Genomic DNA, 25,757 nt, shown 5'->3' with positions numbered 1-25,757 from the left:
CTCTAGGCTACGCAAACCGCAGGAAACGCGGTAGATTCTTACGGGTGTTACCACAAAGCCTATCATTTCCTCCCTAGCAACCGATATTCTCTCGACGCTCTTGCCCTTCCCTGCCACTGAACTATGAGCCTGAATCGTCGTCAATTTCTGGTTTTAAGCGGTTTAACAGGAGGTTTTGGTGTAGCGGTGCTGATGCAAAGAACCTTTGCAAAGTCAGCCATCCAGCGATCGCCCGCTCCTAGCCAATCACCGCCACCCAAATTAGCAACTCCTACCCAACCTGCCAATGCCAACGTCGGCAAAGCGATCGCACCTCAAGGGATGTTTGCTCCACCTAGAGGCGATGTGCGGATTGCGGTGATTAGCGACTTAAATAGCCAATACGGTTCCACAGACTATGAGGCAGAAGTAGACAAGGCGATCGCTCTAATTCCCGCTTGGCAACCGGATTTGGTGCTATGTGGGGGCGACATGGTGGCAGGCCAATCTCAATCGTTGTCTGATGGGGAAGTGCAAGCGATGTGGGCCGCATTCGATCGCCACATTGGGGCATCGCTCCGCAAAGCCAAACTGCCCTACGGCTTCACTGTTGGCAACCACGACGCTTCTGCCGCCTTGTCCTCCGGTGGCACCTTCTTATTTCAACGCGATCGCAATCTAGCTGCCGCCCATTGGAATAACCCAAAGCACAATCCGGGTTTGCAGTTTGTCGATCGCGGTAAATTTCCCTTCTACTACACGTTCCAGCAAAATGGCATTTTCTATTTAGTTTGGGATGCCTCTAGCGCGACCATTCGAGCGGATCAACTGGCTTGGGTGGAAAAAAGCTTAGCCAGTCCTGCGGCTCAAAAGGCCAAGTTACGCATTGCCATTGGTCACTTGCCCCTCTATGCCGTAGCTGTGAGGCGCGATCGCCTGGGTGAAATTCTCGACCAACCGGATAAGTTGCGATCGCTGCTAGAAAAGTACCGAGTCCATACTTACATCAGCGGCCACCACCACGCCTACTATCCGGGGCATCGCGGCAAGCTAGAACTGCTACATGCAGGGGCGATCGGGGCTGGGCCTAGACGCTTGCTCAATAGCGATCGCCCCCCACAGAAGACCTTAACCATTGTGGATGTCAAGCTAGGTTCAGCTTCGACGACTTACACCACCTACGACATGACCACGCTGCAACTGGTCAAGCACCAAGACCTGCCCAGAATCATTGTAGGTCCCAATGGTTGGGTACTCCGCCGAGATGTGCAGGAAGCAGACATGACGCCAGAGGAGCGATCGCTGATCTAAACCCTGCCCACCCAATAGCCTGCTAGCAATAGGGCGTTACATCCTCACCACATTTATCGGCAAGGTAGGAGAGCGCCCGAAACCGCAGACCTACCAACTGCTCGTAGAGCGGATTTAGCTTACACAGGGGAGGAATATGCACGACCTTACGACCAAATAGTTGAATATCACGCTCGAAGGGACATTGAGCGGGAATCAGCTTACAAAGGAAGCGAGCTACCTGAGGATCTTGAACGTCTAGTTCATCGAGCCATTCCCGCACCGGATGCAGCAAATCGGCCTTTTCCGCTTCTGTCAGGTTGAGCGGAGCGACTGGAGCGGAAGCTAGGTTTTGGCTGGCCGAGGTGGCCTCCGATGGATGATAGAGGGTGTGGCGCAAGGCTTCCAGCACTTCTAAGCTTTGCCCCAGCGCTTGGCAAAACTGCTCTAACTGAGCGTCTTCTGGAGCCGAATAGGTACCATCTGCGATCGCTACCATCACAGCCGTGCGGAGGAAGTGTTGGGCAATTTCATTGCTTTGGCCCAAACTGGCAGCCAGTTCCCTCGGTGTAATTGTTGTTGTGGCTTCTAAGCTGCTCGAAGGAGCCAATTCTTGCTGGGTCAGGCTAGTGATTAGCTCTTGCTCTTCCCGGTCAAAGTTGCCATCAGCCCAAGCGATCGCGAGTAGTCCTCTTAACCAGGCAGAAATTTGGTCGCTAGTTGGAGGGGATTGCGCCAGATCAGACATAAAATTCTACTGAGTTTCAAGTTGCGATTTTGAACCGATTTTAGCTCTAGTCTTGGCTGAGCTACCTGTAAACTAAACTGGCAATTCCCTGTGAGGCAGTTCTGTGACCCTGCAAGAATTTAGTTTGTTGTTAATGTCAATTGTCGCTAGTGTAGCGGGGCAGTTCTTTCTCAAAGCAGGGGCACTCAAACTCGGCAAGGTGAATGTAGACAATATGTTAGGGCACATCCTTAGCATTCTGTTCACTCCTGAGTTGCTGGCGGGCCTGACCTGTTATGCCTTTGGCGCGATCGCCTATATTTTGCTCTTGACTCGCGTCAAGCTGAGTATTGCCGCACCTTCGGTGGCCTTGAGTTACGTCTTTGCGGTGATGCTAGGCTACTTTTTATTTCGCGAAACCATCCCTGTCAGTCGAGTCATCGGACTGGGTTTGATTGTCAGCGGTGTAGTTTTGGTCGCTTGGCAAAAATAAACTGGCTGGCGCTTGCCCAGTCTACTTGGCGGAGAGCTTAGAGATATGGCTGCAAAATCTCTGCGGTAGCCTGTCCAGTTTTCGCCCAGCTAAACTGTGTGGCTCTCGCTAATCCTCGCTCGCGCAACTGCGATCGCAAACTCGTATCCGTCGCGATCGCTTGCATGGCCTGGGTTAATTCGGCCACCCGATAGGGATTCACCAAAACAGCCGCATCACCCGCCACTTCTGGCAAAGAAGCCAAATCTGACGTGATCACCGGAGTCCCACAGGCCATTGCCTCCAACACAGGTAAGCCAAATCCTTCCCAGAGGCTCGGAAACACTAAGGCGGTCGCCTGATTCAGCAATCTGGGCAATTCGGCATAGGGCACGTAATCGAGAAACTTCACTTGCTGTTGGAGATTTAACTCGGCAATTTGGGTTTGTAGGGCGGGAGTGTATCGCAAGTCGGTGGGTCCTGCTAGCCACAGTTCATAATCGGAACAGTTCGGCAAAGCCGCAAAAGCTGCTATCAAACGCTGTGGGTTCTTGTGTGGATTGTGACGGCCTAAATAAAGGAAATAGTTTTTTCCGGGTAAGTGCAAGTCGTGAAAGTTGCTGGCATCATAAGCCAACGGAATTGCTATTAGTTTTTTAGCTGAGATACCAAAAAAATCAACGACATCTTGAGCAGTTGCCTGTGAGTTACAGATAATTTGTTCTGCCTGTCTTAGAACAGCAGGAATATAGTAGCGACAATACAGCTTTTGAGCCGAAGAAAACCACTGCGGAAAGTGCAGAGGAATCAAGTCATGAATTGTGACAATCGCCCTACAGCTTTTTGAAATAGGTGACTCTGGAACTGGGGAAAATAATAACTTAGAGCCAAGATTTTGATAAATTTTTGGCAAGTAGAATTGAGTCCAAAGTAATCGTTTGAGATGCCCCTTGGCTCCAAACTCTGTTGTTAAGCCGATAGGAGCTGGATACGTCTTTATATTTTCTGTCAAAGGTATTGGACTAACCGCTTTAATGTTTAGCAGAGGCAGCGCCTTCAGTAAATTGAGACTATAGGTTGCCCAACCTGTCGGTCTTTCTGGCAAAAAGGCTAAATTAACTAGGAGTGACATTGAGGCTTAATCTGGGTTTAAAGCTTAAAGGATATTGCTTAAAGTTGAATAATAATAGAATAATCTTGCCAAAAGTGGGATTTAAGGTTTTCAGAAAAAGACTCAGAAATTTAATTAAAAGATAAAGTCTTACTAGAATTTGTTCTGCCAAGGAGCAATGTTTTTGATAGTAATAAAGCTGACTCTTGCGATACTCAATTGCCATCGCATCAGCTCGCTGACTCACAGATTGTCCTTTTAGGTGAATCAGCGCGGTTTGAGGAGTATAGAGAATTTTCCAGCCTTGGTTTCGCGATCGCTGGCACAGATCTGATTCTTCAAAGTACATAAAGAAGTTTTCATCAAATCCACCCAAGCTATCAAACAATTCTCGTCTAATAAAAATTGCTGCTCCAATTACAATCTCGACTTCTTGAATTACCTGAAATTGTTGGCTGACTGCTACCTGATTGTCAACATTTTGATACTTTTTTAACTGTTGTTGCGCTTGGTATTCTCCTCGCAAGCCGATCGCAGGAACTACTGAAAGCTGCAAAGTACCATCTGGGTTCAGGAGTTTTGGCCCAATCAGCCCCACATCCAAGTGAGTTTGCATTAAGGTCAACAAGTGTGGTAGTGGATCACTGAGCAGGACAGTATCAGTATTCAGTAGAAATAAGAAATTTCCCTTGGCCGCTTGAGCACCTAAATTATTTCCTGCCCCGAAGCCTAAATTTTTAGCTGATTGAATGAGCTGTACTTGAGGAAATTTTTGTGCAACTAACTTCGGGCTGCCATCGGTGGAGGCATTATCTACCACAATGAGTTCATAGGTAATCGAATGAATAAATTTTTCAATCGAATCGAGGCAGTCTAGAATAACTCCTACACCGTTGTAATTAACTAAAATAATTGAAACTAAAATATTTTGTTTGTCTGGTTGCATTAGTTAGGAAATATCATCAACGCTAACCAATCTTGAATAATTTTGGCATCAACTTTTGGCGCAATTTCTGCAAGTCGAATAATAGCTTTAAGGCCCAAATTCTCAAAGCGATTCCCTCAGAGCCATATCCCGTTTGATAACTTTGCCAACCTAAGCGAAGAATGCCTAAACCAAAGTCTAATTGGCGATCGCTAAACGGATCTCGCCATTCAGGATTGGTAGATTGCTGAAAGCGTAGATAGAAAGCCTGACTCAAGTTTCGATGAATCAGATAACTTTTACCCGTAATTCGACATTTTTTACTGAGCCAAACAATCAATTCTCGGTAGAGTTTCCCGGCATCTCTAACCACTCCAATAGTATTAGAACCGTGAATTCTATACCTAACTAAAGGCTGCCGCACATGAGCAACTTTCCCTAACTGCGCTGCTACGATCGCCACCCAAACATCGTGATACCAATTCACCTCTACTTGAGGCGGAAACGGCAGCACCGAGGGCAACAACGTCGCACAAAATAGTACCGAACAGCCCGTCACAGTGTTTCGTAGAAGCAGTAGCTCGGCTGTGAGTTTTTCCGGGTGGCGGCTCTCGAACTCCCAAGCCGAAGCATGCAAGGTGCGATCGCTACCATCAATCAGTTCCAAGTCGGAATGCACCAACAGCGCTTGCTCAGCTCGTAGAGTTTCTAGCAACGCGCTCAGCTTATGGTCTTGCCAAATATCGTCTTGGTCGGCAAAAGCGATCGCGGTCACTGTGGAGTCGGTAGCTACAGACTGCAAACCCCGCTCAAAGTTGTGATAGGAATTGAGATTTTGGGGATGGAAGTGACAGATAAAGCGATCGTCGTCGCCTACGGTGTCTCGAATTAGCTGCTGCGACTCAGCTTGCGAGCGATCATCGACAATGTGGCAAACCCAGTTTTGCCAAGTTTGGCTTTGAATCGATTGAATTTGCTGGCGAAAATAGGCTGGGTTCGGGTTGTAAGTAGCGAGAACAACGGCGATTTTTTCTGGGCCTGACATGCTGGTATCCCTAGGCCAGTTCAATTTGGCAGTCATCCCCCACCATGAATCTTAAGGCTTTGGGTCGGCGGGGATGCACTGTCAGGGAGGCATTTCGACCAATCACGCTGTCCACAATCCGCTGATTAATATTAACGACTCTAGCGCCTTGCAAGATCACGCTGTGGTCAATATCAGTGTCAATCAGGGTGACTTTGTCAGCAATGCTGCTATAAGGACCAATAAAGCAATTTTCTAAATGACAGTTTTGCCCGATGATCACAGGGCCGCGCACAGTACAGTTAATCAGTTGTGAGCCTTCGCCAATCGCGACCCTGCCGCTAACCTGTGACTGGGCATCAATTTCGCCCGCGATTTGGGGATTTACATAACTGTCGAGAATGATTTGATTGGCAGCGAGCAAATCATCTTTCTTGCCGGTGTCCAACCACCAACCTAGTAGTTGAGTCGCCTGAACTTGGCGTTGTTGATCGATTAAGTATTGAATCGCGTCGGTAATTTCTAATTCGCCACGTGTAGATGGTTGAATATTGGCGATCGCGTGGTGAATCACGGGGGAGAAGAAATAGACCCCCACCAAAGCCAAATCTGAGGGAGGTTGCTGTGGCTTTTCAATTAAGCGCACAATCCGTCCATCCTCCGCCACCTCTGCCACCCCAAAGGCGCTGGGGTTTTTCACCGAGCGCAGCAGAATCAAGGCGTCGAGGTCTTGCTGAGTAAATTTATCTAAGAACTGCTCCAGCCCATCTTGGATCAAGTTGTCGCCCAAATACATAATGAAGGGCGAATCTCCCAAAAAAGGCTGAGCCACTTTCACAGCATGAGCTAAACCCGCGGGTTGTTCTTGCAGAATATAAGTAATTTTGGCCCCAAAGCGATCGCCTTCTCCCGTCTTGGCTTTTACCTCTGCACCCGTTTCGGGGCTAATAATGATGCCAATATCAGTGATGCCAGCCGCTACAATCCCTTCAATGCCATACCAAAGAATTGGTTTATTGGCGACGGGCACTAGTTGCTTCGCTCCTGTATAGGTCAGCGGTCGCAGACGTGTCCCTTTACCGCCGGAGAGAATTAGCGCTTTCATGGGTTTGAGCATAAAGTTCGGCTAGCATGTGCCTGAGTCCTTGTCGCCAGTGGGGGGGATAAGTTCCCAGGACTCCCGCTATTTTTGCACAAGAGAGGACTGAGTAGGCTGGACGCTGAGCGGGCGTAGGATATTCAGCCGTTGTAATCGGGACCACTTGTTGCACTTTGAGCGGCAAGCCTAATAGTTTGGCTTCTTCAAAAATGGCAACGGCAAAGTCGTACCAACTGGCTACGCCGCTATTGGTGTAGTGGTAGATGCCTGCGTGTTTGGAATTTGCGTGGGGAATGAACTGAGCGATCGCCTGGGCTAAATCCTTAGCCCAAGTGGGACTACCAATTTGATCGGCTACGACGCGAATTTCTTCACGCTCAGCTCCTAGACGCAACATAGTTTTGACAAAATTACCTTTGCCATAGCTGCCATAAACCCAAGCGGTTCTGAGAATGGCGTAGTTGGAAGTGCTGAGCGCGATCGCGGTTTCTCCCATCAATTTTGATTTGCCATAGGCGCCCAAGGGATGGGTAGCATCTGTTTCTAAGTAAGGGTGGCTTTGCGTGCCGTCAAACACATAATCGGTTGAGATATGGATCAAAAAAGATCCCCCACGTTGGGCAGCGGCGGCTAAAACTTGAGTCGCTGTGGCATTAATCGCGATCGCTTGCTCTAATTCCGCTTCCGCTTTGTCTACCGCTGTGTAAGCCGCAGCATTCACCACAATTTCTGGTTGAATCTGATCCATCACCTGACGAATTTGCTCAGGCTGGGCTAGATCTAGTGCGGCTCGCCCTAAGCTGGTGACTCCTCCGAGAGAGGTGAGACAAGTTCTTAGCTCTTGCCCCACTTGGCCGTCTGCCCCAGTGACTAAAATCCGTTTCATGGAAACATCTCTGCCGCTTTGAAAAGGTGTCCTGCTTGATCTTTTGCTGACAGAATCGGGATCTCTCCGGCCAATGGCCAGGCGATCGCTAATTCTGGGTCATTCCACAAAATGCAGCGCTCTCCACCGGGAGCGTAGTAATCCGTCGTTTTGTACAGAACTTCGGCAACCTCTGAAATCACAAAAAATCCGTGAGCAAAACCCGCAGGTATCCACAACTGCTGCTGATTTTCGGCACTGAGCAAGCGCCCTACCCATTGCCCAAAAGTGGTGGAACTGCGGCGAATATCAACGGCCACATCAAACACCGCCCCTACCACCACTCGGACTAATTTCCCTTGCGGCTGCTGGATTTGGTAATGCAACCCTCGAAGCACATTCTTTTGGGAGCGAGAATGGTTGTCTTGGACAAAAGGGACAGGAGTTCCAGTCTTATCGTCAAATAATTTTTGGTTAAAGCTTTCAAAAAAGAAGCCGCGATCGTCTCGAAAAACCCGAGGTTCAATCAGTAAGACATCTGGAATCTCAGTTGGCACAATATTCATGGTCACTTCTCACACAGATTGCTCAGCGCTTAGCGGCTGTTAGGGCGACATTTGGCCAGTTGCGTTCCCAGAATATCATTGTTGGGGCTGGCTCAAAGTACTGGTTCAAAGCCCTGTCTCAGAGCAATAGCTGCCAAAAATTTTCTGTAATCTCTATTCACAATCCTGAGAGTGAGGTGAGCGATCGCATGAACTTTATGAAATTTATCTAAAATTTACAAAGCAACAATTTTTGTTTTCAGTACGTTCACGCATGTAACGTTAGAATTAAGCGAAAGCATGCAACCTAGTTTTAACTAAATTAATTTTTTCAGTGAGGATCAGTTAGTCAGCTTTAAGCTAAGACAGAACTGTAAGTAAGACAAAACTGCCAACCTCAACTTTAGATAATGACAGATTTTGTGGAGTCAATCTTAGCCTGAAGTGTTTGCGTAAACTTGCGCAAAGCGAAGGTGCTCTAAGGTCTGCGTTTTTAGGATAGCGACTGAGTTATGACAGCTTAAAACTACTGAGCTGATGACTAGCTCCATCAAAGCAGTAGTAGTGTGTTCCCTGTTTTCTGCGGCTGGTCAAATATCCGAGCTATTGAATTAAAAGAGACCGAAATTTAGTGGACAGGCTAAATACACATCAACATTTAAGTTGGCAGGCTGAGGAGTCGTCAGAGACATCTCTGCCAGAGTTGCAGACGCACGGAGCACCGCAGCGAGCAGCTTCGTCTCGAATTCAGCAATTGGAAGCTGAGCTTTGGGTCGAGCGCTTTTGCAACCAACTCAGCGATCGCCTAGCCAACCAACTCCTGAACCACAAACATCAACCGGAACTCGCCACTGCGCTACAGCCAGAAGCAGAAATTTTTCAAATCATTGTCAATGAGCTGAGAAGCGCTCTGGGCAGCGGGATCGTTGCGATCGCCCTACCTTACCAGTCACCCACTCCTCCCTTAGCGACAGTTCCAGCCGCTTCAGAAGCAATACTGGCTTTTCGCATCGGTCATGTAGCGCCTCAGCAATTGCAGCGCTCCAGCAATTCCGTGACACCCATCGCGATCGCCACTAGCAAGCTGTTCAAATTTAGTTTGGGTGAATTGTTGCCCCTGACTGATTTACAAACGCTGCATGACCAAAGCGATCCGATTGCTTGGCCAATTCTGAATTTGGATGGCAAAGCTTTGGGTTGGCTGATTGTTTCTGATGTTGTTTGTGATGCGGTTGGCGAAACCAAACTGTCCACCTTGCAAGCTTGGCAGGGACCCTTAAGAACCCATTTAATTGAACGGCTGATCCATCAATGTGCGATCGCAGTTCAGCAAGCTCGACAACTGAATGCCACTTGTCCGCAGTGCCAAAACCTAGAAGCTCGCAACCGGGAGCTAGAGCGCTCCAATCAACTCAAAAGTGAGTTTTTAGCCAATACGAGTCACGAAATTCGGACTCCCCTCAGCTCTATTCTGGGTTTTACTCATTTGTTACGGGAGCAAGGCTTTAACCCCAGTAGCCTCCGCCATCGAGAATATCTCAACATTATTTTGACGAGTGGTCAGCATTTATTAGCCTTAATTAATGACATTTTGGATTTGTCCAAAATTGAAGCGAATCAACTCGATTTGCAATGCGAAACGACTAAAGTTGAAGAGATTTGTCGCAGCGTTCTGAAATTAGTCAAAGAAAAAGCCAGCGACAAAGGCTTAGAGTTGCGCCTTGACCTCGATCCAAATGTGACAACGTTTGTTTCTGACCCGTTGCGGTTGAAGCAAATGTTATTCAACCTACTATCCAACGCTTTGAAGTTCACCACCAAAGGCACTGTAGGTTTGCAAGTCCGGTTGGCTGGGATTTTTCTGGACTTCACTGTTTGGGATACCGGAACCGGGATTTCTCACGAACAGCAACAACAGTTGTTTCGGCCTTATTCACAGATTGCCAATGCCGTGGTGAGCCGAGACGAAGGCACAGGTTTAGGCTTAGCTCTAACCCAGAAGCTAGCTGAACTACATGGCGGTTGGGTAGAAGTTGAGTCAGAACTTAATCGGGGTTCGCGCTTTACTGTCAAGTTGCCATTAACGCCGCAGCTCAACACTCAGCCTATGCGGGAATGTGCAGAAGCTTTGCCCGCAACCACTACAGCAGCCAGCCCCGCAGTTAGCTCTGCTTCTACCGTCGCGGAGAGTGCTGCCAAGTATCAAGTTGAGACTGAAATTACTGTCCCTCACTCAAGCCCTCGATCTAACCCTCGGTCTAACCAGAGTCCAGGCAAGCCGAGAACCACCCCGGACATTTCCAGCCCGACTAGCTCAGCTACTCCTACGGCTCAGCGATCGCGCTTGAAGCGCACTGCCATGCAAGCAGCGAGTCCCTCGGCTCAAGCTGCTCTACGCCACAGTACAGAATCAGTGATGGCGGCAACTCCGGAAGAGACTGTGACAGCCATGCGAGTTTCAAGCCGCCCCAGAGCGCTGAGTACGCACACTCGGCCCTACCATATCCTGCTGATCGAAGACCACGTCCCCAATGCCAAGCTGTTGATTGCTTACCTGAGCAAGCTGGGCTATGAAGTCACCTGGGTCAAAAATGCGACCGAAATGTGGCAAGCGTTAGCCATTTCATTACCTGCTCTGATGCTGATGGACATTCATCTGCCTGAGATTGATGGCCTGTGTCTAACCCGCGAGTTGCGGTCTTACCAGACGTACCAACAACTGCCAATCATTGCTCAAACTGCAATGGCGATGACAGGCGATCGCGAAGTTTGTTTAGAAGCAGGCTTTACCGACTACCTCACCAAACCAATCGATTTGAGTGCACTGGCGCAAATGGTAGCGAGATACAGCGGTGGGGTTGAACCCAATCACAGGTTGCCGCAGCAAGCTTGAGCCAGATTAAAAATCTGGCCGAAATTCGCTACCCTAGGTGAGGCGCTTGATGCCGAAAGTTGCCAAAGTTGCCAAAAATTGAGTAACTATCATTGCTTGGGGATTGCCAGACCATGCTGCTACAAAAACTTGAGCAATTGAGAACCTTATTGGCCGAAATGGAGCAGGCTTTGATCGCCTACTCAGGCGGCATTGATAGTACCCTGGTCGCTAAAGTCGCTTACGATGTTTTGGGCGATCGCGCCCTCGCAGTCACGGCAGATTCCCCCTCCTTAATGCCAGAAGACCTAGAGGATGCTCGGATTCAAGCCGCTGAGATTGGCATCGCCCATGAGGTGGTTAACACTCATGAGATGGACAACCCCAACTACGCTTCAAATCCCGTCAACCGCTGCTACTTCTGCAAGAGTGAACTGCACGACACCTTAAAACCACTGGCGCTAGAGCGGGGCTACCCTTACGTCGTCGATGGCGTGAATGCCGACGATTTACGAGATTACCGTCCGGGCATCCAAGCGGCCAAAGAACGGGGAGCGCGATCGCCCTTGGCCGAGGTGGGCATTTCCAAGCTGGAAGTACGAGAGCTGGCTAAATCTTTGGGTTTACCGTGGTGGAACAAACCCGCCCAACCTTGCCTCAGTTCACGTTTTCCCTACGGTGAGGAAATTACGGTAGCCAAACTACAAAGAGTCGGGCGAGCAGAGCGTTATCTGCGCGATTTAGGACTCCAAAATCTCCGCGTGCGATCTGAAGGCGACACGGCGCGAATTGAGTTACCCCCAGAGCAAATCAAAGAATTTGTTTTAACGACCGATCTTTCCACTGTTGTAACAGCCTTGCAAAGTTACGGCTTTCTCTACGTCACCCTTGATTTAGAAGGTTTCCGCAGCGGTAAGCTCAATCAGGTGCTTCAGATCGCTAACAGCAAATAGGCAGGCCCAGAAGTTTTGCCTACAGGGCATCTGAGAAATATTGAGTTTACCGTGCGGCTTCAAGTTGCAGATCTCCCAAGACTTGCTTCATATCCAGCGCTAAAAAGCGATCGATTGCTTGATACATCCAGTAAGCCGAGAGGGAAGCCTCTTGCCCCGTTTTTTGAAAACCCAAGGTAGTGGCCAAGGATGAAAGATGAATCGGATGTACCACCACGATGTAGAGATCGCACAGGTTAGGGAAATCCTGTTTCATCTGCGTCAGAGTGGCTTGCGCATCTTCTAAAAACTGGCAAAGATAATCGCGGCGCAGATATTCACTATCAACAATCCAAAACCGCTCAAACACAGCCGTACAATTCATATCTCCTAAGGATGCGATCTGGAACGGGTCGCTTTTGGCCTTGGAGGTTAAGTAGAAACTCTTGGCGGGTGGCCTGAAGAAATTAGCTTCTGACTCACTGGCGACCGGAAATAAAATTGACATGCCAACGGGCTGAAGGTTATCACAGCGCCGCAAGACCCGCATCCCGGTGGGATATTGTTGTGCCCAGGCTCGCAGGGTTTTGATGATTTTGGGTTGAGCGATCGCGGCATCTTTGACCAGCCAACCATAGGTGTGAGTTAGCAAACTTGCAATTGGAATGGCATCGGTGCGGGGATTGAATGCGTCTGGTTGCACGCTGGGAAAGGGAGACAACCGAGGCGATTCAGTCAGCTCTGGCACCGCCCGAATGCGAATAGAGATACGGTTGCCGTCAAATTTTTTGTCAATCAACCCTAGGGTAACGAGTTGGTCCAGCATCATTCCCGCTGCGCGATCGCTTCCTTGGTCTTTACCTGTGTAGAAGAGTTGTGCCGCTTCTCGATGGCTACAAGCGACTGGCTCTGCTAATGGCTGTAATCGCGAGATGGGGAGAGGAGGTAATTGCGTCACAGCTTGTTGCTGCTTCAGAGACAAATAGGCCCACAAGCGGACGAAACATTCAGCCCGACGCCGAGTTAAGCCAATGCGTCCAGATAGCAGCGTAATGTAATGCTGCTGGCATTCTGGAGTAAACCAGAGGTCTAGCTCATGGGGCTGCATGGAGCACTCCTGTCGCCGCATTGCTGTGACAACTCAAGGTGCTAAGCGCTCAATCAACCATTGGCTACCTTCGCCTTGGCGATAACGCAAGCGATCGTGGAGACGACTGGGACGACCTTGCCAAAATTCGATCGCAGATGGCACCACGCGGTAGCCTCCCCAGTGAGAGGGTCGGGGAATTTCTTGGTCTTGATATTGTGCGGTTAATGCTTGTAACCGTTGTTCTAACACTTCGCGATCGCTGATTACCTCGCTTTGATTAGAAGTCCAAGCACCTAAACGGCTACCACGGGGACGACTTTGGAAATAAGCATCGGCTTCTGAGTCTGCGACTTTTTCTACACGACCTTCGATACGGACTTGCCGCTCTAGCTCGGCCCACCAAAACACCAACACAGCTTGAGGATTAGCATCTAGCTCTTGGCCCTTGCGGCTGTTGTAGTTGGTATAGAGCACAAAACCTCGTGGGTCAAAGCCTTTGAGCAAGACAATACGGGCTGAGGGCATGCCTGATGGAGTTGCGGTTGCCAAGGTCATCGCATTGGGTTCGTGGAGTTGGGTCGCGATCGCTTGATCAAACCAAATTTGAAATTGTTGAAACGGGTCGGGATGGGCTTCTGCTTCGGTCAGTGCTTGTAGGGCGTAGTCTTTACGCAGATCAGCGATCGAACTGTTCATGAACGGTTATATATCGAGCAATGGTTAGGGATCAAATTATTAGCTAGGTGAATGGAATCTATGACCATTCATGGAGTTGTAAATGGGAACCACGCCTTACACTTACCATTGGAGTTGCATCCTAGGCAGCTTCTTGCCTGAGTTAGCGTTGAGAGGGAGTACATAAAAGCTATGACGTTACTATTAGCGGGAGATATTGGCGGTACTAAAACTATCCTGCGGTTAGTAGAAGCCCAAACGACATCACCTCAAGCCAAAATTAATCTTAAAACACTCTACGAAGCTCGCTACTCTAGTCAGCACTTTCCTGACTTGGTGCCGATGGTGCAGCAGTTCTATAAGGAAGCCGCAGAAAAAGTAGGCTATGCTCTCGCGCCCCAAGAAGCTTGCTTTGCGATCGCTGGGCCTGTGGTCAACAACACCTCCATTTTGACAAATTTGGGTTGGTCTCTCGATGGTAAGCGGCTGGAAGCAGAGCTAGCCCTGAAGCATGTACGGCTAATCAATGATTTTGTGGCGGTAGGGTATGGAGTTGTAGGCTTGAATCCCGAAGACTTGCTCACCTTGCAAGCAGGCAAACCAGATCCGAGCGCTCCCATTGGGGTGATTGGGGCGGGAACTGGCTTAGGAGAAGGATTTCTGATTCCTTGCAACAACGGCTATGAAGTGTTTGGTTCCGAAGGCGGTCATGCCGATTTTTCGCCTCGCTCCGAGCTAGAGTTCCAACTGCTGAAGTATTTGCTGGATCGCAACAACATTCAACGGATTTCTGTAGAGCGTGTAGTTTCTGGGCAAGGTATTACCGCTATTTATCAGTTTTTGCGCGATCGCCAACTCACAGGCAGCGCTCAACCGATTGCTGAGTCTCCAGTGGGGCAGATCGTGAGAACTTGGGAGCATGAAGCGGGGCGGAGCGAAAAAACCGTAGACCCAGCCGCTGCGATCGCTACTGCTGCTTTAGAAGAGACAGATCGGCTCTGTGAGCAAGCGATGCAAATCTTTGTGGAAGCTTATGGGGTTGAAGCAGGCAACCTAGCACTGAAACTCCTACCCTACGGTGGCCTTTATGTGGCGGGTGGCATTGCCAGCAAAATTTTGCCATTAATGCAGACTGGTCTGTTTATCCGAGCATTCGGCCAAAAGGGCAGAATTAGCCCGTTGCTAGAGAGAGTCCCAGTACATATTGTCCTAAATCCTCAGGTTGGCTTAATTGGAGCTGCCCTCTGTGCTGCCCGATTAGAGGGTTAACTCTCTGATTGCGATTACTGGCAGTAGCAGTATTAGTCAGGAAAGCGACTGGGAGGAAAAAGATAGCTAATTGCAACCACACCTAAAGTCAGGGCGAGGCTCACCAGAAGGATCGCTAATGAGAGGGGAGACATAGGGATTACCATTGTGCCAACCGCCTGACTTTAGCGATTCTGTTTGGCATCTTCGTGACCACAACATCACAAAGTTTTGTCATTGGATGTGGTTCACCTCAAGGAGTGGGTTATTCAAGCCAAGGGTAAGGAAAATCTAAAGGTGCTACCCTTTCCCATTTGGCTCTCCACTTCAATTTCGCCCCCTTGCAACTCTACCAAGCGGCGGGAAATGGATAACCCAATTCCGGTGCCGCCAGAACTGCGATCGCGCGACGGATCAGACCGCCAAAACCGCTCAAACACATGGGGTAGATCTACAGGTGCAATGCCTATCCCCGTATCTACTACTGCAACCCATACTTTTCCTGCTTCACTCCAAGCCCGCACCGTAATTGAACCCTGCTCGGTGTATTGCAGCGCATTCCCTAATAGATTGATCAAAATTTGTTCGACTCGTTCTGGATCAGCCAATGCCAGTGGGAGAACGGCTGGACAGTCTAGACGTAACTTTGGCCCTTCTTCTAAGAGTTGGTCAGAAAACTTCTGAATCAGTGCCGTCAACAAAGGCAGCAGTTCCAACTTTTGGGTATGAATGGGTAGATAACCTGCTTCAGCTTGGGAGAGTTCTTGCAGGTCATTCACCAAACGTCGTAAGCGTTTGGTTTCCTTGGCTAAGCGTTGGTAAATATCAACAGAAGGTTCGATCGTGCCATCTGCCAAGCCTTCTAAATACCCTTCAACTACGGTTAGAGGAGTGCGCAACTCATGAGTTAGATCGCTCACTAACTCCCGCCGCCGTTGTTCCACTCCTTGCAGATCGGCTGCCATGCGATTAAAACTTGCCGCCAGTCGATGCAACTCACGAATGTCGTTGGCAGGCATGCGCTCACTGAGGTTGCCAGAAGCGAATTTCTGGGTGATGGCTTCCATTTGAGTTAGGGGTTTGACAATGCGCCGCGCCACTAAATAGCTCAGTCCTCCCGCAGTCGATCCGCCGACCACGACTGACCAAAGTGCCCCACGTCCCCAGGCATACTCGAAGCCTTTAATTAGTTGGTAGCGCACATAACCTAACTTAAATCCGCTTCCTTCTAACTTGGCTAAATGCAGCACAAACAAGCGAGGTGAGTAAAACTTGCCCACTGTGATCAGGGTACTCAGCCCCACTACCATGACAATCACATGGGATAAAAATAGTCGTCCTTGCAGCCCAATTTTAGCCACGAATGCTCGATGTCCTGAATCTAATCGTTCACGATCGCCAGTGCTATTTAACCAGTGCTATCTCTTAACCTATTGCCTCAGCCCTAGCTCGCTACGTTAGTTCTAGGCTAACTTCAAACCCAGTTGCTTTGCTTAGTATCTTTTTGGATAGTATTCCACTTTCAAGTATGTACTTTCCATATTGATGCTAGCTAGTTTAGAGTAAGAAGACATCCAAGAAATAACCAATTTCATTTGGATGAAAGCAAGATTTCAGATGAGAAACACCTCCCTGACGCAACACACCAGGAGTGTTTTCAGCGATCGCCTTTATTACGAGGTTTAAGCTATGACCCAAGGGACAGTGAGTAACTTAATTCATGATCGCAATGCCCGTGGTCGCACTAAAATCGGCTGGCTCGACAGCTACCACACCTTTTCCTTCGGCAACTTTTACGATCCCGGTCGGATGGGGTTCCGGGCGTTACGAGTAATCAATGACGATCGCGTAGCACCGGGCGCAGGGTTTCCCATGCATAGCCATCGGGATATGGAAATCCTGACCTATGTGATTGAAGGAGCCTTGGAGCACAAGGATAGCTTAGGCAACGGTGCCATCATTAAGCCCGGAGAAGCTCAGGTGATGAGTGCAGGCACAGGCATTACTCACAGCGAGTTCAATTCTTCCGGCACTGATCCTGTTCACTTTTTACAAATCTGGATTCTGCCCGATGAGCAAGGGTTGAAGCCCCGATACGAGCAGCGCGACTTTCCTCTAGAGGAAAAGCAAGGTCAATGGCGCTTGATTGGTGCTAAAGATGGCCGTAGTGGAGCCGTCACGATTCACCAAAATGTTGACCTGTACGTGTCCATCTTGGCTGCTGGCGATCGCCTCTTCTACACCCTCCAACCAGAACGCTACGGCTGGCTGCAAGTGGCAAAAGGTATGGTGGTTTGGGGCGATCAAACTCTCCGCGAAGGGGATGGCGTGGCGATCGCGGCTGGCGAGCAGCTTGACCTCAGCAGCGATACAGGTGCAGAACTCTTGCTGTTTGATCTGGCATAAGTTCAAGCTTGTGCTTGATCCTCAAATTTGTAGCCCACCCCGATCACCGTTTTTATGAACGTGGGATTTGCGGGGTCGGGCTCAATCTTTTTGCGGAGTCGCGCTACATGGGTATCCACTACCCGTTCATCGCCAAAAAAGTTACTACCCCAGAGTTTGTCGATGAGTTGCGTGCGGTTCCAGGCTCGTCCTGGATAACTCATAAACGTGGCTAATAGCTCAAACTCTAGGGTGGTTAGATCCAATGCTTCTGCGCGATCGCTCCCTATAGCCCCGCCTATAGCGCCTTCTGTAACGCCATCCATAAAGCGGGAAGCGGTACGCTGTTCAATATCAATCAGAAAATGCTGGGTGCGGTAAGTTTGGGTTTGGCCACCTTGTCGGAGTGTTCGTCTCAACAGCGCCCGCACCCGCGCTACCAACTCTCGTAGGCTAAAGGGCTTCACCAGGTAGTCATCCGCCCCAGTAGATAAGCCAATGATGCGATCGATTTCTTCGCCTTTGGCGGTCAGCATCAAGATGTAGGGATCTTTCGCCCCAGGACGTTGACGAATGCGGGCGCAAACCTCTAAACCATCTAAGCCAGGAATCATCAGGTCTAGGATGACCAAATCTGGCTTTTGCTCTGGAAACACTTGCAGCGCCGTGATGCCATCCCGACAAATGCGGCAAGAAAAGCCTTCCTTCTCTAAATACAGTTGAATGAGCTGGGCAATTTCAGCTTCATCCTCGACGATTAAGATTTCCATTGGCTTTGCCGCTTTCCCCATTTTCTACAAATGACGATTAAATTCGACCGAAATCACCCACAAGCAGGATGTAGATTGTATTGATACGGTCGCGATCGCAACTTCTGTATTGGGCAATCTGGAAGTTGTATTTATCTTTCTAAACTAATCAGGTGGAGTGGGACTGCCCTATGGAAACCGCAGTGCATCAGGATAGTTTGCAGGTGCTGGCACGGCAGTTACAGCAACATTTGCAATCCGAGTTGGCCCAGCCAGTTCCGATCCAGATTCAGTGTGCGCTAAAGCAAGGCGTACTCATGATTTTAGGCCAACACTCTCCCGGTATTAACCCACCCACTCCTCAGTCAGTTTTCACGCTTTTAGAGCAAGCCTTAGAGTCTCTACAACCCGATTTTTCTGATTCCGAGTTTAACCACACTGTCCGGTTGTATTTGCGAGTCGCTGGACAGAAACAACCTTACGCTAGCCATTCCCTGACGCTGGAGCCTACCACACCTGCCGATCTTCTAGAGGGCGATGTTGCTACACCACCAAACAACTCAGCTAATACCAGCCACAACTTTGAGTCTACCAATGCGCTGCTGGATGCCGAGATTGCCGACCCACCAGACTTAAGCGATGCCGAGGATAACCCTTTTGGCTCTGCCATTCAACCTCTGACTGAGCCTAGTGATGAGTTAGTTCCCACCCGCAAGCCCAGCAAGCCAGACCAACGCACTAAGTTACCTTTGCTGGTAGCTGGAGCAGGGGTAGGGCTGTTTGCCTTGGCAGGAGTCATTTATGCCCTGACGCGGCCCTGCGTGATTGGCGGTTGTCCCGCGATCGCCACCGCGCAGCAACTCAGTCAGGAGTCAGCGAAAATTCTCCAAGCTACCAAGTCTGGGCAAGAAGTTTTAACGGCTCAACAAAAATTAGAGACAGCAACCCAAGCTCTAGCACCCATTCCTGCTTGGTCAGGTCATCATGGGGAAGCCCAAACTCTGCTAAACACTTATCAAGCACAGGAGCAAGGGATCGCTCAAGTAGTAGCTGCGCAAAACCAAGCGATCGCCGCCGCGCAAAAGAGCCAGAACCCGCCGCATCCCTTAGCAGACTGGACTGAGATTCAAAAGCTTTGGCGAGGGGCAATCACACAATTAGAGGCAGTCCCCCAAACCAGTACTGCATACCCCGTGGCGCAGAAGAAGGTGACGGAATACCGCGCCAACCTCGTTATGACCAATAAGCGAGCCAAACTGGAGCAACAAGCTAACGCAACCTTGGCGAAGGCTAAGTCTACCGCTCAGGTGGCGGAGGCTCGCCAGGGAATCGCTCAATCCTTAGCGAGTTGGCAGCTAGCAGATGCGACTTGGCGCATGTCTACCAACACCTTGCGGCAAGTTCCACGCGGCACGATGGCCTATCAAGAAGCTCAGCAATTGCTCGGTGAGTATCAGCCAAAGATTCTAGCAGCCCGCGATCGCAAAACGAAGGAGCAGTTGTCTGTCAATGCTTATCGCCAAGCCGTGAACTTAGCCCGTCAAGCCCAAAGTTTTGAGCAGCAAAATCAATGGTCCCAAGCAGTCGCTAACTGGCGAGATGCCCTAGCTGCGGCTAAGCAGGTTCCTACAGACAGCCTGTTTTACAACCAAGCTCAGCCATTAATAAGTTCCTATGGGAACTCGCTGACCGAAGCCGAGAATAAGCTGAGTTTGGCAAATATTTTAGAAGGCGCTCGCGCTGACCTTCGCCGTACTTGTGCTGGCTCTCCCAGGGTATGCGACTTCGCGGTGAGTCTCGCCCTAATCAAAGTTCAGTTAAATCCTGACCATGTCAGAAAGCTAGTCCGAACCGCAATCACCGCTGAAGCGAATGGTGACATTGGCACCCAAGTAGACGTTCGCGATCACATTCAAACTTTGGAAGCCGCTCTAGAAGCCATCAGCGAAAACGCCAACATCGCCATCGAACTCTACGACGAAAACGGATCGCTGTTAGGACGCTATGTGCCTTCTTTAGCCCAATAGGGTAAGGCGATCAGCTCAGGAGGGTAAGAGCGATCGCCTCTACTGTCTGACTGAACCTGTTATAGACGCTGCCAAATTTTAATACTTCTGTCATGACTGGCACTAGCCAGAAAATTTCCGTTTGGGCTGAAGGCAACTGACATGACATAAGATTCATGACCAGCCAGGTTGCACATCTCTCTCTTGGTCTTCAAATCCCAAATTCTAATTTCTTTATCATCTCCTCCACTCGCTAACATCGTATTACTCGAATCAATAGCTATAGATACGACAGCCTTAGTATGACCTTGCAGAATGTCTTCTTGCTCAGAAGATGCATCAAAAAGCTTAATAGTTTTGTCATTGCTGGCACTGGCTAGAAGCTGTCCATTAGGACTAAAAGCGATAGAACGAATTTGTTGTGAATGTGCAGAAAATTTACGGGCTAACTGCCCCGTTTCTACATCCCATAGTTTTGGAGTGTTATCAAAGCCGCCACTTGCAAGAACTCTCCCATCAGGGCTAAAGGCAACTGCCTCAACTATCCGAGGATCTGAAGTAGACAAAGTTTTGATTTCTTCCTTTGTTGTCAAATCCCACAACTTAATATCTCCATCATTGCTACCAGTAGCCATCACGTTATTGGATGAGTCAATGGAGATGGAAGAAACCTCATCATAGTGCCCAAACAAGGTCTTAATTTTTTGATTGTTTTTGAGGTTCCATAAATTAATTGTTCGGTCAAGGGAAGCGCTAGCGAGAATATTGCTGTTAGTGTGAAATGCAAGTTGACGAACAGCGGCTCTATGTCCCGTAAGTGTGGTAATTTCACACATCGTTTGCAAGTCCCATAGCTTGACGCTCTGATCGTCACTGCCACTAGCTAGTAAACATCCATCAGGGCTAAAAGCGACTGAGTTGACACCAGCATGTCGTCCCTGGTGGCCTGTAAAAGTTTGTATGCATTTCCACTGCGCTGTTGTAAGCCATGACACCATGATTACTAGTTCCTACTTTTCTGAATTTAGAGAATGAGCTTCTCTTGTGAAATGACCGTTTAACTATGCCTGTAAACGATATTGCGAGTTAGCAAGCTCCTTCAGAAGATTCCCATCAAAACTAGAGGTTCAACACATGCACTCTAGGCACTTGTCTCTTATAAGTGAGGGTAAGAGCTTCAGGGCTGAATATGGGGATATTCAGAGCAGTAGGTAGGAGCGGTCGCTTTCACCAGCGTTTGGAAAATTTCTGGAAAAATCAGTGCTACTGAAGAGTCGGCCTAGATGTAGAGCGGATAAATTTTATCGTTTTTGCTCGGAAGCGGCGATCGCCTCTACTATTTTTGTTAGCTAAATTGCAACTCAATACAAAGTTAATTGAGCGGCTTGATTAAAAAACACACGACAGAGACCTCTGGTGACCAAAATTGTTGTCACCAATGTCGTAAATGCCAACATAAACATAATTAGCATTTGGTAACTGGCGGCATCTAAAGGACTGACACCGCTGAGCAACTGCCCCGTAATCATGCCTGGTAGGGTAACTAACCCAACTGCCATCATCGAGTTAATCGTGGGAATCATGCCTGCTTTGATCGCATCTCGACGGTACTGAGCCACTGCTTGCTCTGGAGTTGCTCCTAAACTTAAATACGTTTCAATTTCTAGGCGACTGTTACTGATGGTGCTGGCTAAACGTTCTCCTGCGATCGCCGCTCCATTCATGGCGTTTCCCAAGACAATCCCTGCTAGGGGCACCAAATATTGGGGCGAGTACCAAGTGTCAGGGCGAATCACCAGCAGATTGGTATAGCTCAAGGTCAAAGTGGCGGCAACAAAGATTGAACCCCAGAGCAGTGGCAGCAATTGTGGAATCTTCTTGCTGATGCGGTTACGAGCCACAATGGTAGCAATGGTCAGCATGCCCGCAATAATGCCTAACACCACCCAAGGATTGTCTACAGCAAAAACTAGCTCTAGCAGATACCCAACCATGACCAATTGAATCACCGTTCGGCCTGTCGCCACGGTCAGATTCCACTCCAAACCAACCCGTTGCCAAGCCGATAAGCCGATCGCGATCGCCATCATTCCCAAGGCCCAAGCTAGATCCAGGGTGTCTAACTTTATCAACGTATCCACAAGCTCTGACCTGCCTACGTGTTTTCCTGATTTTGCCAGAGCTGAAACAATCTGAGGGCAGCTTTATTCTAGAAACTGGTAAAGCCGAGGAATGGCGGATTCCATTTTTTAACAAAGTTTGATTTTATTAACCTAGCAAGACTTGTGGTGTAAACGAGTGAATAAAGTCCCTCTGCTCAACCTGACGCGGCAATTTGAAACCATCAGCGAAGAAGTAAATGCAGCCGTTCTCCAGGTTTTGGGTTCTGGTGGTTACATTGGTGGTCCCGCCGTCTCAAACTTTGAGCAGCAGTTTGCCGCCTACACAGGCACCTCGGAATGTATTGGGTGCAACTCTGGGACTGACGCCCTCTTCTTAGCCCTGCGGGCCTTAGAGATTGGCCCTGGAGACGAAGTAATTGCGCCTCCCTTTACCTTTTTCGCGACCGCAGAAGTGATCAGTGCGGTGGGAGCTACCCCGGTTTTTGTCGATATTGATGCGAATACTTTCAATCTCGACCTAAATTTGATTGAAGCGGCGATTACTGAGAAAACCCGCGCCATTATTCCAGTGCATCTGTTTGGTCAGCCTGTGGATATGACTCGACTGATGGCGATCGCGGAAGCCCACAACTTAGCCGTAATTGAGGACTGTGCCCAAGCCACCGGAGCCGAATGGGCTGGCAAAAAAGTTGGCAGTATCGGCCACATCGGTTGCTTTAGCTTCTACCCCACCAAGAACTTAGGCGCAGCTGGAGATGGGGGCGCAATCACTACTAATGATCCAGCGATCGCAGCCAATATTCGAATGTTGAAAGAGCATGGTAGTCGAGCGCGCTACTATCACGAGGCGATCGGGATGAATAGTCGCCTGGATGCGGTACAAGCCGTAGTGCTGCAAATTAAGCTGCGGTTTTTGGATACCTGGAACCAACAACGGCAGCAGATTGCTGAGCGCTACCAACAATTACTTAGCCGTATTCCGCACATCGTTCCGCCGCAAGAAATAGGTGGGGGGCGATCGGTGTGGAATCAATACACAATCCGCCTGGTGAATTCGCCAGATGCACCCAGCCACCTGAGCCGTGAACCTGGAGCCTTGCGGGATTGGGTGCGAAATGAGCTGCAAAGCCGTGGCGTTGGCTCGATTGTTTACTATCCTTTACCGTTGCATTTGCAGTCGGTTTATCGAGATTTAGGCTATCAGCCAGGGCAACTGCCTGTGTCCGAGCAAATGTGCCACGAAGTTTTGTCTCTGCCCATGTTTCCTGAGCTTTCGGCTGAAGAGCAAGACCAAGTGATTTACAGCTTGAAAGATTGCTTGGCCACTGCTGTTGAGAGTCAAAGTTAATCGGGAAGACTACAAGCGAAAGCCTTAAGTCTGCTTGTGCTGCTACCGATCGCTTCGCCGTTTACTAAGCTCCCTGCTATCAGCGATTCAATACAAAACTACAGTAATATTCACAATCTTTAGGCTTTGGCTAGTCATAGTTTGGGTTGTCTACTGCTTGTAATGTCGAGGTTGCTAAACTTTTATTACTCAGAGGTTCACGCTAATTGCAGTGATCTGCGACACAAAACTTAACTCTGCCTACAGTTGTATCCCAGTTGTTTGTAGTTTCCTATACTATAGTTAATAAAAAGATAAGAAGATTTAGGGGTCTGACCTAATCGCAAGCTTGGGAAGTTACCCGTAAATTCCAGTCGAGGATCAGTAGGTACTGGGCAGGCCGAGTGACAGCTCAAGATGTAGATGTTAAGGCGACTGTCAGGCTTTTGAGACGTTAATCCCGCACAAAAGAGGCGTAAAGAGGCGTGAGTCAGCATCAACTGGTTTCTACAGCAGAAACACAACCGCGTTCCACCGACCTTAGCTGGCGGGCTCACCGCGAAAAACCGCTCTCCACTCGCAAGTATGACGCTCAGGCGATCGCCCGTCACTACCGCTATCGCCCTCTCCAAGCTATCTGGCGTGCTCTTAATATTCTTTGGTCTTTTGCCTGGTTTGTGCTCGGTTTGAAGTGGGATGAATGGCAGCACCGCACCGAAGCCAACAAGTTCAAGCGAGCGACTCAGTTGCGAATTCTGCTAACTCGCTTGGGTCCCACCTTCATCAAAGTAGGGCAAGCGCTTTCTACTAGACCCGACCTAGTACGGAAAGACTTTTTAGAAGAATTGGTGAAGCTACAAGACCAGTTACCACCCTTCCCAACCGCGATCGCCTTTGGCATTATCCAGGAAGAACTAGGTTACGCAGTTGACGAGATTTACGCTCAGATTTCACCAGAACCGATTGCGGCTGCCAGCTTAGGCCAGGTCTACCAGGCACGGCTCTACAGCGGAGAAGAAGTTGCAGTCAAAGTGCAGCGGCCCAATTTGCTGCCTACGCTGACGCTAGATCTGTACTTGATGCGCTGGGGTGCAACTTGGCTCGGCCCTTGGCTCCCTCTCAATTTAGGCCATGATCTCACCTTAATTGTGGATGAGTTCGGCACCAAGCTATTTGAGGAAATTGACTATTTACACGAGGGTTACAACGCTGAGAAGTTTGCTGATAACTTCCGTGACGACCCCACGGTAAAAGTTCCCAGTATCTATTGGAGCTACAGCAATACCCATGTCTTGACCCTGGAGTGGATTCACGGCTTTAAGCTTACTGACACGGAAAGCATTAAAGCCGCAGGTTTAGATACAGATACCTTAATCCGTATTGGCGTGACCTCTGGTTTACGTCAGCTTCTAGAGTTTGGCTTCTTCCACGCCGACCCGCACCCTGGCAACTTGTTTGCCATGCCCGATGGTCGCATGGCCTACATTGACTTCGGCATGATGGACCAATTAAGCGAAACCAACAAAGAAACCTTGGTGGACGCGGTGGTGCATCTGATCAATAAAGATTACGTGGAGCTAGCCGCAGACTTTGTTAAACTCGGTTTTCTCGCTCCCAACACCAATATCTGGCCGATTGTCCCAGCGCTAGAAAGTGTGTTGGGCGATATCATGGGCGAAAGCGTAGCCGACTTCAACTTCAAAACCATCACGGACAAATTCTCGGAACTGATGTACGACTATCCGTTCCGGGTGCCTGCCAAGTTTGCTCTGATTATTCGTTCGTTGGTGACACAAGAAGGATTGGCGCTGAGCCTCAATGCTGGCTTCAAAATTGTGGATGTAGCTTATCCCTATGTGGCTCAGCGGTTGTTGAAGGGAGAATCACCTGAGCTGCGGCGTAGGCTAATTGATGTGCTGTTCAAGGATGGTAGATTTCAGTGGCAGCGACTGGAAGATCTAATCGCGATCGCCCGCTCTGATACCAACTTTGATTTACTACCGACGGCTCAACTCGGTCTGCAATATTTGCTGTCGCCAGAAGCCAACTTCCTACGCCAACAGCTAATTCTCGCTCTGATTGAGGACGATCGCTTGCACACCGAGGAAGTTCAGCGGCTCTGGAACTTAATTAAAGACGAACTCAAACCTGCCCGCCTTTTTAGTGCGGCTTGGGGAGCATTAGCTGGAGCCTCCATGCAAGGAGCGGCGGCGCTGCTACCCACGATTCCCTTTGCTAGTTGGCAGACTCCTCAAAATCACTAAAAATTGAGGAATATCCATAGATTGATACAATTGAGCGTCAGCAACTGCA

Annotated in this window: 22 protein-coding genes; 9 read left to right on the top strand and 13 right to left on the bottom strand. The window is 49.2% G+C overall.

The genetic code is table 11. The features are described 5' to 3' along the window. Positions 1-123: 123 nt before the first annotated feature. Positions 124-1,290, top strand: a complete 1,167-nt coding sequence (locus NDA01_RS08145; RefSeq protein ID WP_348227543.1) for a metallophosphoesterase family protein — start codon at positions 124-126, stop codon at positions 1,288-1,290. Between the two features lie 22 nt (positions 1,291-1,312). Here NDA01_RS08145 and NDA01_RS08140 read toward each other — a convergent pair whose 3' ends face one another. Then, complete coding sequence (locus NDA01_RS08140) at positions 1,313-2,017, bottom strand: Mo-dependent nitrogenase C-terminal domain-containing protein (protein ID WP_348227542.1); 705 nt, start codon at positions 2,015-2,017, stop codon at positions 1,313-1,315. A gap of 103 nt (positions 2,018-2,120) precedes the next feature. Here NDA01_RS08140 and NDA01_RS08135 point away from each other — a divergent pair, with 103 nt between their 5' ends. Further along, positions 2,121-2,489: an EamA family transporter gene (locus tag NDA01_RS08135; protein ID WP_190433124.1), complete on the top strand. Its 369-nt coding sequence runs from the start codon at positions 2,121-2,123 to the stop codon at positions 2,487-2,489. 37 nt (positions 2,490-2,526) lie between these two features. On the opposite strand, the gene NDA01_RS08130 is transcribed toward NDA01_RS08135, so the two are convergent. The 6 genes from NDA01_RS08130 to rfbC are packed head-to-tail and all read right to left on the bottom strand — an operon-like array spanning position 2,527 to position 8,058. Continuing rightward, positions 2,527-3,600, bottom strand: coding sequence for a glycosyltransferase family 4 protein (locus NDA01_RS08130; RefSeq protein WP_348227541.1), 1,074 nt, complete (start codon positions 3,598-3,600; stop codon positions 2,527-2,529). Continuing rightward, complete coding sequence (locus NDA01_RS08125; protein ID WP_348227540.1) at positions 3,584-4,525, bottom strand: glycosyltransferase family 2 protein; 942 nt, start codon at positions 4,523-4,525, stop codon at positions 3,584-3,586. The genes NDA01_RS08130 and NDA01_RS08125 overlap by 17 nt, the downstream gene beginning before the upstream one ends. Before the next feature lie 22 nt (positions 4,526-4,547). Beyond that, positions 4,548-5,549, bottom strand: a complete 1,002-nt coding sequence (locus tag NDA01_RS08120; protein WP_348227539.1) for a glycosyltransferase — start codon at positions 5,547-5,549, stop codon at positions 4,548-4,550. Between the two features lie 10 nt (positions 5,550-5,559). Beyond that, positions 5,560-6,633, bottom strand: coding sequence for a glucose-1-phosphate thymidylyltransferase (locus NDA01_RS08115; protein WP_348227538.1), 1,074 nt, complete (start codon positions 6,631-6,633; stop codon positions 5,560-5,562). Further along, the gene (rfbD, locus tag NDA01_RS08110; RefSeq protein WP_348227537.1) at positions 6,605-7,513 is read right to left on the bottom strand and encodes a dTDP-4-dehydrorhamnose reductase; all 909 of its coding nucleotides are present in this window, start codon (positions 7,511-7,513) and stop codon (positions 6,605-6,607) included. Before rfbD ends, NDA01_RS08115 begins: the two co-directional genes overlap by 29 nt. Beyond that, positions 7,510-8,058, bottom strand: a complete 549-nt coding sequence (gene rfbC / locus NDA01_RS08105; RefSeq protein ID WP_348227536.1) for a dTDP-4-dehydrorhamnose 3,5-epimerase — start codon at positions 8,056-8,058, stop codon at positions 7,510-7,512. Before rfbC ends, rfbD begins: the two co-directional genes overlap by 4 nt. Positions 8,059-8,668: 610 nt before the next feature. Here rfbC and NDA01_RS08100 point away from each other — a divergent pair. Together NDA01_RS08100 and larE are read left to right on the top strand one after the other, a co-directional pair. After that, positions 8,669-10,930: an ATP-binding protein gene (locus NDA01_RS08100; protein ID WP_348227535.1), complete on the top strand. Its 2,262-nt coding sequence runs from the start codon at positions 8,669-8,671 to the stop codon at positions 10,928-10,930. Between the two features lie 113 nt (positions 10,931-11,043). Then, entirely contained in the window at positions 11,044-11,862 is an 819-nt protein-coding gene (larE, locus tag NDA01_RS08095) for an ATP-dependent sacrificial sulfur transferase LarE (RefSeq protein WP_348227534.1), read from the top strand. Between the two features lie 46 nt (positions 11,863-11,908). On the opposite strand, the gene NDA01_RS08090 is transcribed toward larE, so the two are convergent. Together NDA01_RS08090 and pdxH are read right to left on the bottom strand one after the other, a co-directional pair. Continuing rightward, positions 11,909-12,949, bottom strand: a complete 1,041-nt coding sequence (locus NDA01_RS08090; protein WP_348227533.1) for a hypothetical protein — start codon at positions 12,947-12,949, stop codon at positions 11,909-11,911. 33 nt (positions 12,950-12,982) lie between these two features. Continuing rightward, positions 12,983-13,627 (bottom strand): pyridoxamine 5'-phosphate oxidase, encoded by a 645-nt coding sequence (gene pdxH / locus NDA01_RS08085; RefSeq protein WP_348227532.1) that lies wholly within the window; start codon positions 13,625-13,627, stop codon positions 12,983-12,985. Between the two features lie 171 nt (positions 13,628-13,798). Between pdxH and NDA01_RS08080 the strand changes: the two genes are divergently transcribed. Continuing rightward, on the top strand, positions 13,799-14,875 hold the full coding sequence (locus NDA01_RS08080) for a glucokinase (protein ID WP_348227531.1): 1,077 nt from the start codon (positions 13,799-13,801) through the stop codon (positions 14,873-14,875). 248 nt (positions 14,876-15,123) lie between these two features. Here the strand turns inward: NDA01_RS08080 and NDA01_RS08075 are convergent, their stop codons facing one another. Then, positions 15,124-16,215: a sensor histidine kinase gene (locus NDA01_RS08075; protein WP_348227530.1), complete on the bottom strand. Its 1,092-nt coding sequence runs from the start codon at positions 16,213-16,215 to the stop codon at positions 15,124-15,126. A 328-nt stretch (positions 16,216-16,543) separates the two neighbouring features. On the opposite strand from NDA01_RS08075, the gene NDA01_RS08070 reads away from it, so the two are divergent. Further along, entirely contained in the window at positions 16,544-17,260 is a 717-nt protein-coding gene (locus NDA01_RS08070; protein WP_348227529.1) for a pirin family protein, read from the top strand. 2 nt (positions 17,261-17,262) lie between these two features. Here the strand turns inward: NDA01_RS08070 and NDA01_RS08065 are convergent, their stop codons facing one another. Further along, positions 17,263-18,009, bottom strand: coding sequence for a response regulator transcription factor (locus NDA01_RS08065; protein WP_348227528.1), 747 nt, complete (start codon positions 18,007-18,009; stop codon positions 17,263-17,265). A gap of 170 nt (positions 18,010-18,179) precedes the next feature. On the opposite strand from NDA01_RS08065, the gene NDA01_RS08060 reads away from it, so the two are divergent. Further along, a complete protein-coding gene (locus NDA01_RS08060) occupies positions 18,180-20,015 on the top strand; it encodes a hypothetical protein (protein ID WP_348227527.1) in 1,836 nt (611 codons plus the stop codon). Positions 20,016-20,074: 59 nt separating this feature from the next. On the opposite strand, the gene NDA01_RS08055 is transcribed toward NDA01_RS08060, so the two are convergent. Together NDA01_RS08055 and NDA01_RS08050 are read right to left on the bottom strand one after the other, a co-directional pair. After that, entirely contained in the window at positions 20,075-20,992 is a 918-nt protein-coding gene (locus NDA01_RS08055; RefSeq protein WP_348227526.1) for a WD40 repeat domain-containing protein, read from the bottom strand. 363 nt (positions 20,993-21,355) lie between these two features. Next, positions 21,356-22,135: an ABC transporter permease gene (locus NDA01_RS08050; RefSeq protein ID WP_348227525.1), complete on the bottom strand. Its 780-nt coding sequence runs from the start codon at positions 22,133-22,135 to the stop codon at positions 21,356-21,358. A gap of 157 nt (positions 22,136-22,292) precedes the next feature. Between NDA01_RS08050 and NDA01_RS08045 the strand changes: the two genes are divergently transcribed. After that, positions 22,293-23,465: a DegT/DnrJ/EryC1/StrS family aminotransferase gene (locus tag NDA01_RS08045; protein ID WP_348227524.1), complete on the top strand. Its 1,173-nt coding sequence runs from the start codon at positions 22,293-22,295 to the stop codon at positions 23,463-23,465. A 464-nt stretch (positions 23,466-23,929) separates the two neighbouring features. Next, the gene (locus NDA01_RS08040; protein ID WP_431193346.1) at positions 23,930-25,708 is read left to right on the top strand and encodes an ABC1 kinase family protein; all 1,779 of its coding nucleotides are present in this window, start codon (positions 23,930-23,932) and stop codon (positions 25,706-25,708) included. Positions 25,709-25,757: the final 49 nt, after the last annotated feature.

Source organism: Trichocoleus desertorum AS-A10 (assembly GCF_039962155.1).
Taxonomy (GTDB): Bacteria; Cyanobacteriota; Cyanobacteriia; order FACHB-46; family FACHB-46; genus Trichocoleus.
The sequence above is the reverse complement of the archived record's forward strand: the minus strand, read 5'-3'. Positions and strand labels throughout refer to the sequence as shown.